The organism is Cyclobacterium jeungdonense (assembly GCF_010994275.1).
Taxonomy (GTDB): Bacteria; Bacteroidota; Bacteroidia; order Cytophagales; family Cyclobacteriaceae; genus Cyclobacterium; species Cyclobacterium jeungdonense.
Window position 1 is genome coordinate 406,352 of record NZ_WMCD01000004.1, and the last position, 14,108, is coordinate 420,459.

16 protein-coding genes are annotated in these 14,108 nt (G+C 42.9%); 9 read left to right on the forward strand and 7 right to left on the reverse strand.

Going from position 1 to position 14,108, the window contains the following annotated elements:
- Window positions 1–21 precede the first annotated feature (21 nt).
- Entirely contained in the window at window positions 22–1,476 is a 1,455-nt protein-coding gene (locus tag GKS34_RS11285; protein ID WP_163384916.1) for an ATP-dependent DNA helicase, read from the reverse strand.
- Here GKS34_RS11285 and GKS34_RS11290 point away from each other — a divergent pair.
- Genes GKS34_RS11290 through coaD form a run of 4 tightly spaced genes read left to right on the forward strand, consistent with a single transcriptional unit; the run spans window position 1,466 to window position 3,911 of the window.
- Window positions 1,466–1,969: an NUDIX domain-containing protein gene (locus GKS34_RS11290; protein ID WP_163384917.1), complete on the forward strand. Its 504-nt coding sequence runs from the start codon at window positions 1,466–1,468 to the stop codon at window positions 1,967–1,969. The two genes, GKS34_RS11285 and GKS34_RS11290, sit on opposite strands and share 11 nt — an antisense overlap.
- A gap of 58 nt (window positions 1,970–2,027) precedes the next feature.
- The gene (locus GKS34_RS11295; protein WP_163384918.1) at window positions 2,028–2,609 is read left to right on the forward strand and encodes a hypothetical protein; all 582 of its coding nucleotides are present in this window, start codon (window positions 2,028–2,030) and stop codon (window positions 2,607–2,609) included.
- 2 nt (window positions 2,610–2,611) lie between these two features.
- Window positions 2,612–3,451 carry a DUF3822 family protein gene (locus tag GKS34_RS11300; protein ID WP_163384919.1) on the forward strand — a complete coding sequence of 280 codons (840 nt, stop codon included), beginning with the start codon at window positions 2,612–2,614 and terminating at the stop codon, window positions 3,449–3,451.
- 4 nt (window positions 3,452–3,455) lie between these two features.
- Window positions 3,456–3,911: a pantetheine-phosphate adenylyltransferase gene (gene coaD / locus GKS34_RS11305; RefSeq protein WP_163384920.1), complete on the forward strand. Its 456-nt coding sequence runs from the start codon at window positions 3,456–3,458 to the stop codon at window positions 3,909–3,911.
- Here coaD and GKS34_RS11310 read toward each other — a convergent pair.
- Window positions 3,899–4,588, reverse strand: a complete 690-nt coding sequence (locus GKS34_RS11310) for an NUDIX hydrolase (protein WP_163384921.1) — start codon at window positions 4,586–4,588, stop codon at window positions 3,899–3,901. The genes coaD and GKS34_RS11310 overlap by 13 nt on opposite strands.
- Before the next feature lie 83 nt (window positions 4,589–4,671).
- Here GKS34_RS11310 and pyrE point away from each other — a divergent pair, with 83 nt between their 5' ends.
- On the forward strand, window positions 4,672–5,322 hold the full coding sequence (gene pyrE / locus GKS34_RS11315) for an orotate phosphoribosyltransferase (RefSeq protein WP_163384922.1): 651 nt from the start codon (window positions 4,672–4,674) through the stop codon (window positions 5,320–5,322).
- A gap of 138 nt (window positions 5,323–5,460) precedes the next feature.
- Here the strand turns inward: pyrE and GKS34_RS11320 are convergent, their stop codons facing one another.
- Complete coding sequence (locus GKS34_RS11320) at window positions 5,461–6,234, reverse strand: TIGR02757 family protein (protein WP_163384923.1); 774 nt, start codon at window positions 6,232–6,234, stop codon at window positions 5,461–5,463.
- Complete coding sequence (locus GKS34_RS11325) at window positions 6,234–6,788, reverse strand: hypothetical protein (RefSeq protein WP_163384924.1); 555 nt, start codon at window positions 6,786–6,788, stop codon at window positions 6,234–6,236. Before GKS34_RS11325 ends, GKS34_RS11320 begins: the two co-directional genes overlap by 1 nt.
- A 150-nt stretch (window positions 6,789–6,938) precedes the next feature.
- Here GKS34_RS11325 and GKS34_RS11330 point away from each other — a divergent pair, with 150 nt between their 5' ends.
- The 3 genes from GKS34_RS11330 to GKS34_RS11340 are packed head-to-tail and all read left to right on the forward strand — an operon-like array spanning window position 6,939 to window position 10,149.
- Window positions 6,939–8,519 (forward strand): peptide chain release factor 3, encoded by a 1,581-nt coding sequence (locus tag GKS34_RS11330; RefSeq protein ID WP_163384925.1) that lies wholly within the window; start codon window positions 6,939–6,941, stop codon window positions 8,517–8,519.
- Window positions 8,520–8,533: 14 nt separating this feature from the next.
- Window positions 8,534–9,268, forward strand: a complete 735-nt coding sequence (locus tag GKS34_RS11335) for an RluA family pseudouridine synthase (RefSeq protein WP_163384977.1) — start codon at window positions 8,534–8,536, stop codon at window positions 9,266–9,268.
- Between the two features lie 26 nt (window positions 9,269–9,294).
- Window positions 9,295–10,149, forward strand: coding sequence for a TraB/GumN family protein (locus GKS34_RS11340; RefSeq protein WP_163384926.1), 855 nt, complete (start codon window positions 9,295–9,297; stop codon window positions 10,147–10,149).
- 17 nt (window positions 10,150–10,166) lie between these two features.
- On the opposite strand, the gene GKS34_RS11345 is transcribed toward GKS34_RS11340, so the two are convergent.
- Complete coding sequence (locus GKS34_RS11345; RefSeq protein ID WP_163384927.1) at window positions 10,167–10,865, reverse strand: VTT domain-containing protein; 699 nt, start codon at window positions 10,863–10,865, stop codon at window positions 10,167–10,169.
- Window positions 10,866–10,952: 87 nt separating this feature from the next.
- Here GKS34_RS11345 and GKS34_RS11350 point away from each other — a divergent pair, with 87 nt between their 5' ends.
- Window positions 10,953–12,119 (forward strand): cystathionine gamma-synthase, encoded by a 1,167-nt coding sequence (locus GKS34_RS11350; RefSeq protein ID WP_262888564.1) that lies wholly within the window; start codon window positions 10,953–10,955, stop codon window positions 12,117–12,119.
- A 4-nt stretch (window positions 12,120–12,123) separates the two neighbouring features.
- Here GKS34_RS11350 and GKS34_RS11355 read toward each other — a convergent pair whose 3' ends face one another.
- The gene (locus tag GKS34_RS11355) at window positions 12,124–12,957 is read right to left on the reverse strand and encodes a hypothetical protein (protein ID WP_163384929.1); all 834 of its coding nucleotides are present in this window, start codon (window positions 12,955–12,957) and stop codon (window positions 12,124–12,126) included.
- A gap of 2 nt (window positions 12,958–12,959) precedes the next feature.
- The gene (locus tag GKS34_RS11360) at window positions 12,960–13,925 is read right to left on the reverse strand and encodes a DUF8465 domain-containing protein (RefSeq protein WP_163384930.1); all 966 of its coding nucleotides are present in this window, start codon (window positions 13,923–13,925) and stop codon (window positions 12,960–12,962) included.
- Window positions 13,926–14,108 lie beyond the last annotated feature (183 nt).

Genomic DNA, 14,108 nt, shown 5'->3' on the forward strand with positions numbered 1-14,108 from the left:
ATTCATTTTCAAAACCTGTTATTAAAGGAAGAAATTAGGATGAAAGTTCACCAGATATAATTCTTTCTTTGCCCGGGTTACTGCAGTGTATAGCCAACGAAGGTAAGTGCTGTCTACTTGATCCTCCTTTAAGAAGCCCTGATCTACAAATACGGCATCCCATTGCCCTCCTTGTGATTTATGACAAGTCAGCGTGTAGGAGAATTTCACTTGAAGGGCGTTCAGGTAGGGGTCTTTTCTTAAAGCCTCCCTGATTTTGGACCTGTTGGATAAATCCAGGTAATCCTCCGTGACCAGATTGTATAACTTTTTCCATTGCTCGTAACCCAACGCCGGCGTGTCCGTGTGAAGGGTATCCAAAATTACTTTCGCCTCAAAAGGCAACTCCTCCGGATAATCTATGAGCCTTAGTTCAAGCGTAGCAAACCTCAGGCCATACAACTCCTCAAATGAACGAATTTTTAGTATTTCCACAAAATCTCCGTTTGCCAAAAAACTGACCTTTTCAGAAGACTCCATGTATGTATAGTTATTTTTAACAATCATTAACCGATCCCCTGCACTCAATTCGTCCTCGTAAAAAAACAATGAATTCCGAATGTAGCGATTGTATTGGACCGCTGCTTTGTTGGATCGGGTGATGATCATGGTATGATCCAATCCAAATTTATCATAAGCATACCGCAGCCCATCCTCCAACCTTTCACCAGTCATTCTAAAAAAATCTCCATACCCTTTCGTTCGAAAAGATATTTTCGGAACTTTTTCCTGAACTTGCTCCCTCAGTGAGGTGGCATTTACCAAAATGCCCGAATCCAATTGCTGACGGGTAACCTCTTTTAATTCAACTTCATTGGTTTCCAGATTAAAGCGCCGCACCAGGTAGTCCTTGTCCAGTGCCGGACTGGCTTCACTTCCTACCGGAGGAAGTTGGGCCAAATCGCCGACTAGGATCAGAAGGTTTTCCGGATTTTGAAAAACAAAGCCAATCAGATCTGCCAGCAGTGAATAGCCCGTGGATTTATCATCGGAAAGCATGGATGCTTCATCGACGATAAAAACCGATTGCTGGTAATAATTTTTTTGAACCTCAAAGCCATACAGCCCATCGCCGGATTTCTCTTGCGGTCTGTATATAATTTTATGGATGGTATAGCCCGTTTTTCCAGCATAGGTACTCATTACTTTGGCCGCCCTGCCGGTAGGGGCCAGCATCACAGGCCTCAGTCCTAATCCGGGTAAAGCGCGAACCAGTGCCGCAAGAACAGAGGTTTTGCCCGTGCCGGCATACCCTTTAAGAATGAAGGATTTCCCCGTACCTTTTCCCAAAAGAAAACCATCCATTGCTTCAAAAAAGCAATGCTGATCACGGGTAGGCTCGTGGGGGAAAAATTTCTCAATGGATTCAGAGGGCTTTTGTACCACTTGGTTATCTTTACAGATGGAGGACGAAGCTAAATGATAAATGGCTAACATAAAAAAAGATATAGCGGATAATTTCGGAAACCGGTTGAGGACACGTGTGAATGGAATATTGATTGTAAATGACAAGGTCCTTATGATTAAACACCGAATGGATGAAAACGCATTTTTCTGGAATGTCCCTGGTGGAGGAATGATTTACGGAAAGGACGCAAAAGACAATCTTCGCCGGGAATTTTTGGAAGAAACAGGGCTGGAAATTGAGGTGGGAAATTATCTATTTGTTCACGAATTGCTAGCTCCTCCCCTTCATGCTATCGAACTTTTTTTTGAAGTGCACCTGCTGGGAGGGAAATTACTCCTGGGTAAGGATCCGGAGTTAAGGGATGAACAGCAACTGATCGAGGAAATCCGCTTTTTAAACCTGGATGAAATCAAAAAGATCCCCGGTTCCGAAAAACATGCGGTCTTCCGAGGAATAAATTCCCTTAATGATGTAAGAATATGGAAAGGATATTTTAATTTTGAAAATAATTCCATAAAATAGCGTTCTAGAAAAAACCATCAAACCTTCATAAATTTAATCTAGCTTTAAAAATATTGACATGACATTGAGTAAAATTTTATCGATTGTGTTTCTCCTAGCGGCTCTTGGCCTTGGATACAGGCTGTATATGGGAGTGGACGAAGTAGTGGAAGAAGAGAAAATGCTTGAAAGAACAGAAGCCAGGATCATTGAGAAATTGGAAATGTTGCGGGATGCGCAGATTGCGTATCAGGCTTCTCATGGTGAATACGCCTCAAACTGGAATGATCTTAGGGAGTTTATTGAAGACGGACGGATTTACATCGTACAAAGGACTGAAACCACCGAGCTTTTGGACTATGGCGAAGAGGTAACAACCGTAACGCTGGATACGTTAGGTTCTGCCAATGTTCAGGACTCCCTCTTTAATGAAAACAAATACCCTGATTTTAACCTGGATTTATTGAATGTGGTTCCTGGTTCAGGAGGTAAAACGTTTGAGTTTTTTGCAGATAAAATCGAAAGAAGCAACCGGGAAATTGCTGTATTTGAAATCAGAGACCCTGCGCCAATCAATCCCGAGCGAAGAAGAAATAATAATGAGAAAGCATTGAGGGTAGGATCAAGAACGGATTCCTCTACCTCAGGAAACTGGGAATAAGATTGGATAAGGATACCCATCATACCCAACGAAAGTTTATTAGCGATAAATTTGATAGTGAAAACATATCAAGTTTATCGCTTTTCTTATATGAAAGCCTTTTGGTTGTCATTTCTCATACTAAGTACGGGAATGCCATTTCTGCTGCCAATCTTTACACCCTATCCGGGCAGAATGATTTGGAACAGTCTATTGCTTCGGATGAACTGATCAACGCACCCAATACTACCGGGAAATTATTTCTCCACCACCAGGGCTTTACACTGGTGCCCGGAATGGTTTTTAATCCGGCTCACAGCAGCCTTTACCTAAGTTTTGCTACAGAGGTAGATCCTGAAAAGGATGAAGTCACCTATACAGGTATTCAAAATAACAGTATTCAAGTCTTGGGAACCAGTTCAAAAACCCTGCTCCAGCAACTTGACACGAAGCTACCCGAGTTGGAACTAGCTCATGGCGCCGCTCATGTATTGGATTTTTTTCTGAGTCATACCAAGGATCTACTCGATCAAGAACTATTTATTCACGCAGCACCAAATAGCATCTACATTGCTGGATTTAAAGCTGGTGAATTAATGGTGTTTAACCGATTCATCGTTCACGAAGAGCCGGCATTTTTGCGCTATGTATTTATTGTTCTTAAGCAATTGGATTTTGACCAGGCTCACTGCCGAATCAATCTTTATGGAAACCTGGAATGGGTTCATACTTCCTTGGAAAACCTTCGTAACTATTTTAAAAACATCCACCAACCAATTCCAGCTCAAAAAGTAAGTTACCAAAAAGGGGCAGAAAATTTTAAGAACACGCAGCTTTTGGAAGCTTTCTGGCATCAACACTAGGTTTATGAAAAAAACGGCCCTTTTCCCGGGATCTTTTGACCCCTATACCAAAGGACACCATGACATCGTCATGAGAGGATTAAACCTGTTTGATGAGATCATTATAAGCATTGGGCACAATACCACCAAAAAGAGTCGGTATTTTGATATTGATTTGATGGTAACCAAAATTAAAACCCTCTATACAGACATCTCAGGTGTAAAAGTAGTGGTATATAACGAGTTGACTTCTTCACTGGCTAAAACTCACGAGGCCAAATACCTACTCAGAGGACTTAGAAACACCACGGATTTTGAGTATGAAAATACCATCAGCCAGATGAATCGTTACCTAAACGAAGAATTAGAAACCGTCTTTTTGATCACCAGCCCGGAGTTTGCGGCCATTAGTTCTACTATCATCCGGGAAGTACACCGCTACGGAGGAAATGTAGATAAATTTCTTCCTTATAAAGTTTGATAAATCCCCGGATGCAGCCTTAAAAACTGCTGATACAAATACCGCATAGAAGGGTAAGAATTGATCAATGCCACCTTGGCGTCCTGGTGATTCATCCACTTCGTTTCTATGATGCCCTCTCCTAATTGAGGTTTCATTCTGGAATCATCCACACAGTCCATGCTGTACCAATAGGTTTTTTTCAAAATACTTTTTCTGTTTTGAGTATAGGTATGCCAGGTTTTGCAGATGGGACCGGTTAGCTTTACCTGAATATTGCATTCCTCGGCCACCTCTCTGAGGGCACAGGCTTCGGGAGACTCCTTTTTTTCGAATTTGCCTTTAGGCAAATCCCACTTCCCCAAGCGATGTATAAAAAGTACTTTTTCCCCTTTGGTCACGATCCCGCCGGCGGCCTTTATAATCATAAATCTGCTTTTAATAAACGATTTTATCGCCTTCTTTTCCTCTGTAACCAAGGTGATGCTATCCAGATTTTTCAGTTTCCGGTTGCGCATCAGAAATAATAATCGTACGATAATGTCCCGGGACGGATTCTTTATCAAAACATCATCGTGAAAATCTGCCGTAGCAGGTAATTCCGTGGGGCTATCATAAACGCATTCAAATGTTTTTTTAGGTAGAAATTCCGAAGATGCTACCAAATCCAAGGGCTTGTCATTGATAAAAATTTTCATAATCAACGCTTATTTTTTCAAAAATGCATTTTTTTTCCAGGCCTCACAACCGTGAGTATGCATTTATTGGTTAATTTTAGCCTATGGAAATTTATGATAAAAGCACCGCCCCACTCATAGCCAAAAAGCTTTTGGAAATAAACGCCATTAAACTTTCTCCAAACAAACCTTTTTCCTGGGCATCCGGATGGAAATCACCCATTTACTGCGACAACCGCCTATCGTTATCCTATCCGGCAGTTCGAAAACTTATTCTGGAGAAATTGACCAAAGCCATTCAAACTCATTTTTTGAATATTGAAGCCGTGGCAGGTGTTGCCACCGCCGGTATTCCCCAGGGCGTTTTGATTGCGGACAAACTGGACCTTCCCTTTGTTTACGTACGTTCAAAACCCAAAGGTCATGGCATGGAAAACATGATCGAAGGAAAAATTACGCCGGGACAAAAAGTGGTCGTAGTAGAAGACCTAGTGTCTACCGGGGGAAGTTCCTTAAAAGCAGTACAGGATCTGCGGAATGCCGGATTTGAAGTGTTGGGAATGGTGGCAATTTTCACTTACGGATTTGATGTGGCAGCACAAAACTTTGCCAAAGAAAAGGTCAAACTGGTATGCCTGGCCGATTATGCATCCATGCTACCGCAGGCATTGGAGCAAGGGTACGTTTCCCCGGAAGATATGGAAGCACTCAACAGCTGGCGGAAAAAACCGGATACCTGGCCCGAAAAAAACTAATTTTCTCTCACTAACCAGGAGACCCAAACAATTTTGATCCATATTTTTACCAATCAAGTTTAAATCGATTATCGTTGTTTGATGGCGAAGCGTGCTATCAGGACCTAGCTTCCTTACATCCTTTTGGGCTGATTAATCCTACTTTTTGTTTTTTTCCATTACCCCCATACCAAATAGCGCAAAATCATATTTGACAGGGTCTTTAGGGTCAAACTTCCTCAAATTACGTGTCAACTCCATGGCCGTTTGCCAATCGGTTGCTTTCCTCTGTATCAACCCAAGGGAGCGTCCTACCCTGTCTACATGGAGGTCACAGGGACAAATAAGCTGAGCGGGAGAAAGGCTGTTCCAAATGCCAAAATCTACTCCGCGATCATCTTTGCGTACCATCCACCTCAAAAACATGTTTATCCGCTTACATGCCGCTTTGCGTTTTGGTGTCGCCACATGTTTCCGGGTTCGGTGAGGAGCATGAGAAGCTTCAAAGAACAATTCATGAAAGTTACTTAAAAGTCGCTCCATAATATCCACCTCCCCGGTCAATCCCTGAATAAAGGCAGTTTCCAGGCTTTCATGTTCCCTATAATGCCGGGACAAAAAATCAATAAAGTACAGTGTATCGAGATCGTTAAATGTTCGGTGTTTGAATTTCAAAAAGGGTTTAAGGTCATTTGGCTCATGGTGACAAAGGAAATCATGAGGACTATTATCCATCATAGCCATTAGCTCCAGGCTCTTATTGATGATGGTTTTTCGCTGCCCCCAGGCAAGGGTGGCGGCAAAGAAACCAGAAATTTCTATATCCTGCTTTTTTCCAAAGCGGTGCGGCACAGATATAGGGTCGTCTTCAATAAAGTCGGGACGGTTATATAAGCTTACCTTTTCATCCAGAAATGCTTTCAGGTCTTTCATCAGGCTAATGCCACTTTCACCTCACCACCCTGGGTCCCATCAAACCATTTTAAGTAGACAAAATCGTCCTGCCTTTCGGATAGGTGCCAATCAAAACACTTAATATGGGCCAATTTAACTAGTTTATCCTCATCCGGCTGGTACAGACAAATATCAAAATCAGGTATTTGAGCCAATTCTGTGGTGTTCCACTTTTCTAACAACAAGCCCTCTTCCAATGCAATCACCTTTTTTCCAAAAATAAAATCATCCATAACGGAGGGTATACCGTCTTTTCTTCTAAGCTGGTAACATTCCGGTCCGAAAATAATCTGCTTATACAGTTTCCCTTCGATCAGATCCGTCTCGGCTGAAAGCCGCTTCCACTCGGACTTATTTTCTATTTCCGGAGAGGAGGTGCTTAATCTGGCCAGAAGGCGAGATATAAAAGAAAAAAAATAGGTCACACCTATGAAAAGTAACCCAAAAGTAGCCAGAACCGGATAGGTCAAAACAAAGATTGCATTCCAAATGAACTTGAAAAACCTATGAAAGAAATGTTCGTTTGTGTTCATGAGTTACCAAAGACGGAAACAAAATTAAAGCAAATAGGGCAAACAAACAAAAGAACCCACACGGTCCATAAAATTGAGCACCAACTGGCTTCCTATCACACATTCTCGCCTGATTTACCTACCTTTGCAGCCTGAAAACACCTTTGCCCCATGAATTTGATTCAAGAGATTGCGAAAAGAAAAACCTTTGGTATCATCGCCCACCCCGATGCGGGAAAAACCACCCTCACGGAAAAAATGCTGCTGTTTGGAGGAGCGATAAAAACTGCCGGAGCTGTAAAATCCAATAAAATCGATACGGCTACCAAATCCGATTGGATGGAAATAGAAAAGCAGCGAGGTATTTCGGTGGCTACATCGGTGATGGGTTTTGAATACAAAGGGCAAAAAATCAATCTTTTAGACACACCTGGTCACCAGGACTTTGCTGAGGACACCTACCGAACCCTTACGGCAGTGGACTCCGTCATCATGGTCATTGACTGTGTAAAGGGGGTGGAGATACAGACGGAAAAATTGATGGAAGTCTGCCGCATGAGAAATACGCCTGTCATCTGTTTTATCAATAAGCTGGACCGGGAAGGACAAGACCCTTACGACCTGTTGGATGAGGTGGAGCAAAAATTAAACATCAAAGTACGCCCACTTTCCTGGCCCATTTCCATGGGAAAGTCATTTAAGGGCGTTTACAACCTTTATGACAAGCAACTAAATCTATTCACCCCAAGCCAGCGAAAAGTAAGCGATGATAGAATCATCATCGAAGACCTGAGCGATACTCAATTGGATGATATGATCGGTGCTAACCTGGCAGATCAGCTACGGGAAGACGTGGAATTAATAGAGGGGGTCTATCCTGATTTTGACCCTAAGGAATACCTGGAAGGAAAGGTGGCCCCGGTATTTTTCGGGTCTGCGGTGAATAATTTCGGTGTACAGGAAATGCTGGATACCTTTATTAAAATCGCTCCCGGCCCAAAAAGTCGGGTAACGGAGGAAAGAGAAGTGAAACCGGAGGAAGATCACTTTAGTGGATTTATTTTTAAAATCCATGCTAATATGGACCCAAAACATCGCAACCGGATCGCTTTTTTGAGAATTTGCTCTGGAAGGTTTGAACGAAACAAACCCTACAATCACGTACGAGGAACCAAAGCCCTTCGCTTTTCAAACGTGACCTCCTTTATGGCACAGGACAAGGAAATCATAGAGGAGGCATTCCCCGGCGATATTGTCGGGCTTTACGATACCGGCAACTTAAAAATAGGCGATTCTCTTACCGATGGAGAAGCGTTACAATTCAAAGGAATTCCCAGCTTCTCTCCGGAAATATTCCGGGAAGTGGTGAACAAAGACGCGATGAAAACCAAGCAATTGGACAAAGGTCTGCAGCAATTAATGGAGGAAGGTGTGGCGCAATTGTTTACCTTTGAAATTGGTGCCCGGAAAGTAGTCGGTACGGTGGGGCAACTGCAGTTTGAAGTCATCCAATTTAGGCTCAAAAACGAATACAATGCCACTGCAGATTTTGTACCCATGAACCTGTACAAAGCCTGCTGGATCCACAGTAGTGATAAAAAGAAACTGGATGAATTTGTGCGATCCAAACAACGACATATAGCCCGGGATAAAGATGGGAAATTGGTATTCATGGCCGAAAGTAAGGCCTGGTTACAAATGGTCCAGGATAATTTTCCGGATATTGAATTTCATTACACTTCCGAATACTAACCAAACCGTCCACGATTATGAAAAAACCGTTCAATGTGATTTTTGAGGACAACCACCTTCTGGTAGTCAATAAGGCCTCAGGGGTTTTGGTACAGGGAGATAAAACCGGTGATAAGACGCTGACGGATTATTGCAAGGACTACATCGCTAAAAAATATAACAAGCCGGGAGCAGTCTTTTTACACCCGGTCCACCGTTTAGATCGACCTGTAAGTGGCATCGTAGTTTTTGCCCGCACATCCAAAGCGCTTGAGCGCATGACGACCCTATTCAGGAAACGGGAGGTACATAAAGTATATTGGGCTGTTGTCAAAAGAAAGCCCCCCGAGGAAATGGCCAAACTGACCCATTGGTTGGTAAAGGACAGCGAAAAAAACGTTTCTAAAGCCTACGATACCGAAGTTCCTGATGCGAAAAAATCCGAACTCGGCTATAAAAGGATGGGTAAATTAAATGACCACTGGTTAGTAGAACTTCGCCCCCATACCGGCCGTCCCCACCAGTTGCGTGTCCAGTTGGCGGCCATAGGATGTCCTATAAGAGGAGACGTTAAGTATGGTTTTGCCAAGCCGAATCCCGATGGTAGTATAAACCTGCATGCCTTTCACCTCGTTTTTATTCACCCCATTAAAAAAGAAAAGCTGTTTCTGAGGGCAGCGCTTCCGGAAGAACCCTTTTGGGAACAGTTTTTGGAGTTTGAGCAATTAAAGACGGGAGACCGTCATCTGGACCAGACTTTTAGTGGTTGATAAGACGGCTAATTAATTGAATTCGTATGCTAAAGAGATTTATACTATGCATTTATTTTTTCCTGGCGGCGCTTTCTGTCTTTTCTCAGGAAGAGGGAGTCTTTTGGAAAATTTCCGGGAAGGACCTTCGCTCATCCTCCTATCTTTTTGGTACTATTCACCTAATGTGTGAAGATGATTTTCAAATCAGTCAGCAGGTAAGCAAGCGGCTGGAACTCGCGGAAGCTTTGGTCATGGAGGTGGATTTGGATGACCCGGATCTGTACGGGAGCATGATGGAAAACATGTACAATGAAGAAGGTCAAAAGATCACCGATTTTTTATCGGAAAACGAGTATGAGAAAATCCGCGACTTTTTAAAAGAAAGAACGGGTATGGACATGGACCGGATGCAAAGCATACGCCCAATGGTATTAATGTCGCTGATTTATCCAAATTTGCTCGAATGCGAAACCATGGCTTTTGAAAGTGAACTGATGCAGTTGGCCAAAGCAGAAAACATTTCCGTACTCGGATTGGAATCGGTGGATGAGCAGTTGGCTTTTTTTGAACAGATCCCGCTAAAGGAGCAATACCGAAGTTTTTTTAATTACACGGAAAATCTGGAAAAAGGGAAAGAGGAGTTTCGAAAACTCATGTCTAGTTACCGGGAAGAAGACATCGCTCAATTATTGGAACTGGTCACCGAAAGCCCTGAATACAAGGATTACAAAGGCATCCTCGTCGATCAGAGAAACGAAAACTGGATCGACACAATGGGCTCCATGATGCAAAAGGGCACCATGTTTTTTGCAGTGGGTGCCGGACATTTAGCCGGAGAAAAGGGACTGATCCACTTGCTGAAAAAAGAGGGCTACTTCCTGGAGCGTGTTTATCTGTAACTTTCATTGAGGTGTTCTTACCGCTTAAAAAAGGAATAGATTCCCCAAACGCTAATCACTAACAAAAGCCCGATTGCCGGGTAATGCCAGGAATAAGTACCGGAGGCCAGAGCTTGTTGGATGCTTCCAGCGAGGGTACCGGTAAAAAAGGCGAGAAAAGTCCTTGGCAACATCCCCAATAAACCAAACCAGACTACCCGCTTAAGTCCGCTATCCAGCAATGCAAAAAGGAGATTGGAAATGGCAAAGGGAACCACCGGGCTTATCCTGACAAAAAACACCAGCTTGCCCATTTGGTCCTTCTTACTTGCGATGATCTCCTTTGCTTTTGGATAGGGCTGCAGTAAATACTGCAGGCTATCCTTGTCTAAAATTTTTCCCCCAAGATATCCCAAAACGCTGGCCAGACTATAAGCCAGCGCCAATAATAGGAAAGCCTGCCAACCAAAAAGGAATCCACTAATGATAGCGAACAATGTGGTGGGAATGAAGGCCAGCCCCATTAAAAGCGCTCCTGTGATTACGAACAAAAATGCGGTATCTACCATCAGCAAAGATGGAATTACAAACTCCCCCCAATTTTCATACAGCCAATGAACTACCAGCATGCTTCCCAGGGAAGGTACCGTAGCTGTCCATAAAAAAGCAAGCAGCACCCATGGGTTTCTACGATAGATAACGGTCAATTGCTTGAAAATAGTGGGTTTTTTATTCATCTTTGGGCAAAGCTAAAAATAATACCAACTTTAATTCAATCCATCTGGAGCTTATACACCTTCGGGACAGAAATAAGTGCCAGCAAATTGGAAAATCATTCGCTACATATGAAATTTGGAACCAAAGCCATTCATGCAGGCATTGAGCCTGATCCCAGTACCGGGGCGATTATGACCCCAATCTTTCAGACTTCCACCTACGTTCAAAAATCTCCGGGAGACCATCAGGGTTATGAGTATTCCAGAACTCAAAACCCAACACGAAAAGCATTGGAAAACAATCTGGCTGCATTGGAAAACGGCAACCATGGCTTGTGCTTTTCCTCTGGCATGGCGGCAATAGATGCGATACTTAAGCTTCTAAAGCCTGGAGATGAAGTCATTAGCACCAATGATTTGTATGGAGGGACTTACCGGATCTTTACGAAGATTTTCTCCAATTATGGCATCCGCTTCCATTTTGTCAATATGGATAACATGGAGCAAGTTAAATCTCATATTAATGAAAACACCCGGCTGATCTGGGCCGAAACGCCTACCAATCCCATGATGAACATCATTGATATCAAGGCATTGGCAGCGATCGCCAAAAAACACCGTATCCTATTTGGAGTCGACAATACCTTTGCCACGCCTTTCCTTCAGAATCCCCTGGATGACGGTGCAGATCTGGTTATGCACTCGGTCACCAAATACCTGGCTGGGCATTCGGATGTAATCATGGGAGCCATCGTGGTTAAAGACAGCCAATTGGCAGAAAAGCTAGCCTTCATTCAGAATTCCTGTGGGGGAGTACCTGGACCCCAGGATTGTTTTCTAGTCTTAAGAGGCATCAAAACCCTGCACCTGCGCATGGAACGGCACAGTCAAAATGGCAAAACCATCGCAGCCTATCTTAAAAATCATCCCAAAATAGAAAACGTATACTGGCCCGGATTTGAGGACCATCCCAACCATGCCACAGCGAAAAAACAAATGCGAGACTATGGAGGCATGGTTTCATTTACCCTAAAAAACAATCGGATAGCCGATGCCATCAAGGTGCTCGAAAGTTTTAAAGTCTTTGTGCTGGCAGAATCATTGGGAGGAGTAGAATCACTTTGTGGCCACCCGGCTACCATGACCCATGCCAGCATTCCGAAAGAAGAGCGTGAAAAGGTGGGACTATCGGATTCCCTGATCCGACTAAGCGTAGGAATAGAGGATGCCGAAGACCTGAAAAATGACATAGCTCAGGCCCTGGACACCATCTAAGCGATTAATGGAGCATTTTTGTAAATAATTCACGGCATCTTTCCGCTACGGATTGTGTCATTTCCTTATGGTCTTTTTGAATCTGAGTAAGTACCAACTGGTATTTTTTACTTACTTTTTCTTTTTGCCCCAGGAAACTTCCAAAATGTTGTAGCAGCAATTGATTCCTTTGCCAGCCTTCCATTTGCTGAGATAATTCGGTGATTTGTTGGTGCACTTTGTCGGTAAAAATAGAGTTTAACCCAATACTTAAGCGAACCTTTTCCAGAGCAGTGACTCTTTTTAAGCCATTAAAAATATCATGAATGGTTTGAGGATCCAATCTTGATTTGGTATCGAAATAAAAAAAATCAATCTCCTCATTAATAATCTGGGTAGTGGCGGTGTTGATGGTCAGCACCGATAGGCCTTCTGAAAAATGCCTCACCTGATGGTAAAGGTTTTCCCAGTCCTTCAAGGTTATGGACAGTATGATTTCGTAAACCTGGGTATATACCTCCTTTTTATTTTGGGCGATCTGTTTTTCGTAATCCCCATAATCGGCACTTTTCTCTCCAAAATAATTCTCAAATCCATCGGTAATCATGCGTATATGCTGCACCTTGCGCAGGTTTTTATTCAAATATTTGAAAGGAGTGAAGGTCTGAGCTACCTGATGTTTATTCTTGAAATGAATCTTTTCTAAAACCTGCAAAAACAACTTGAAAAAAAACAACTCGTCCTGCAATTCCAAGGCCTTCCTGGACTTAATTTTTTTTGATAATTCACTAAAAACCGACTTACCGGCATCAAAGTGCCTGTCGAAAACCTGCATAATGAATGGTAAGGTAGATTCCATCGTTATTCATGAATTTTAACAGTGGTTGCTCCATAGCCAAAATTTGTTTTCTGGCTGTCTTTAAAATATTTTATCCCTTTCATCTGGCTGAGGTAGCGGTGAATTTCCTTACGAAGCACCCCATTACCAATACCATGAATAAAAGTAATTTCATCCATGCCCGAAGCAATCGCATCGTTTAGGCTTTTTTCAAAAACCGTCAATTGCAACTGCAGCATTTCCCCATTGCTCATCAGGTCGTGATTTTCCGTAAGCTTCTCAATGTGCAGGTCAATAGAGGAGGCAGGTCGGTTTATTTTTTTCCTCAGATAGATCTCCGGATCATCTGGATTCAACTCTTCATTCAGCTTTTTGACATCCAGTAGTCTTTCCTGTTCGTTCAATTTAAAAAAATAGGCCTCTTTGTCGATTAGCGGTGCCTTCCCTTTGTGTTTAAAAAAAGCACTCGCCTTAAATTTCACTTTTCTTTCAATGGGTTTTGGGCTTGCCTCAACCTGTTTATTCAAGGGTACCATAAGGAACTTTAATGGCGGCCACTGTTCAAAATCCCGAATCATTTTTTCAGCTACCTTCGTGGAGCTACCGGGCTGCAATACTCCCGCCGCCACATTTTTTGAGGCTTCACCTTGGAGCTCATCGACAGAAAAAAGGTATTCCTTTTTTGTGGTGTTGATCAACAGCACGTCATGAACCTGGTCGTTATAGGGCACATAAGCCAGAAAAAACCCGCCTTTATGAACGTTCTCTACCGGTTTTGGCCTGCTTTCTCCCGAAAATAGGGTACCTGAGGAGGAAGGTGTGTCAAAATATTCCTTTTCTGCTTTATCAATGACGACCACTTCCGATTTCATGGCTGGAATCCGAAAGCCGTCTTCGATTTCTATTTCCACCTGCCCACCGGAAGAAAGCCTGGTAATGACACCTTCTTCTTTTCCATGTAACAATCTCACTCTATCCCCTATATTCATAGCCTAAAATTACCAAATAGAAAGGGGAAAAGCACCATTATTTAGCAATCCCTATCAAAAATCAGTCAGCGCCCAGGAAAAGTGTCCGCAGCCATTATAAAATACCAAAGTGGTTTTTCCGAATAATGATATTCACGACGGTTTGGCTATGGTGTCGCAGCTGCCATTAGGAAGCTAGGCACT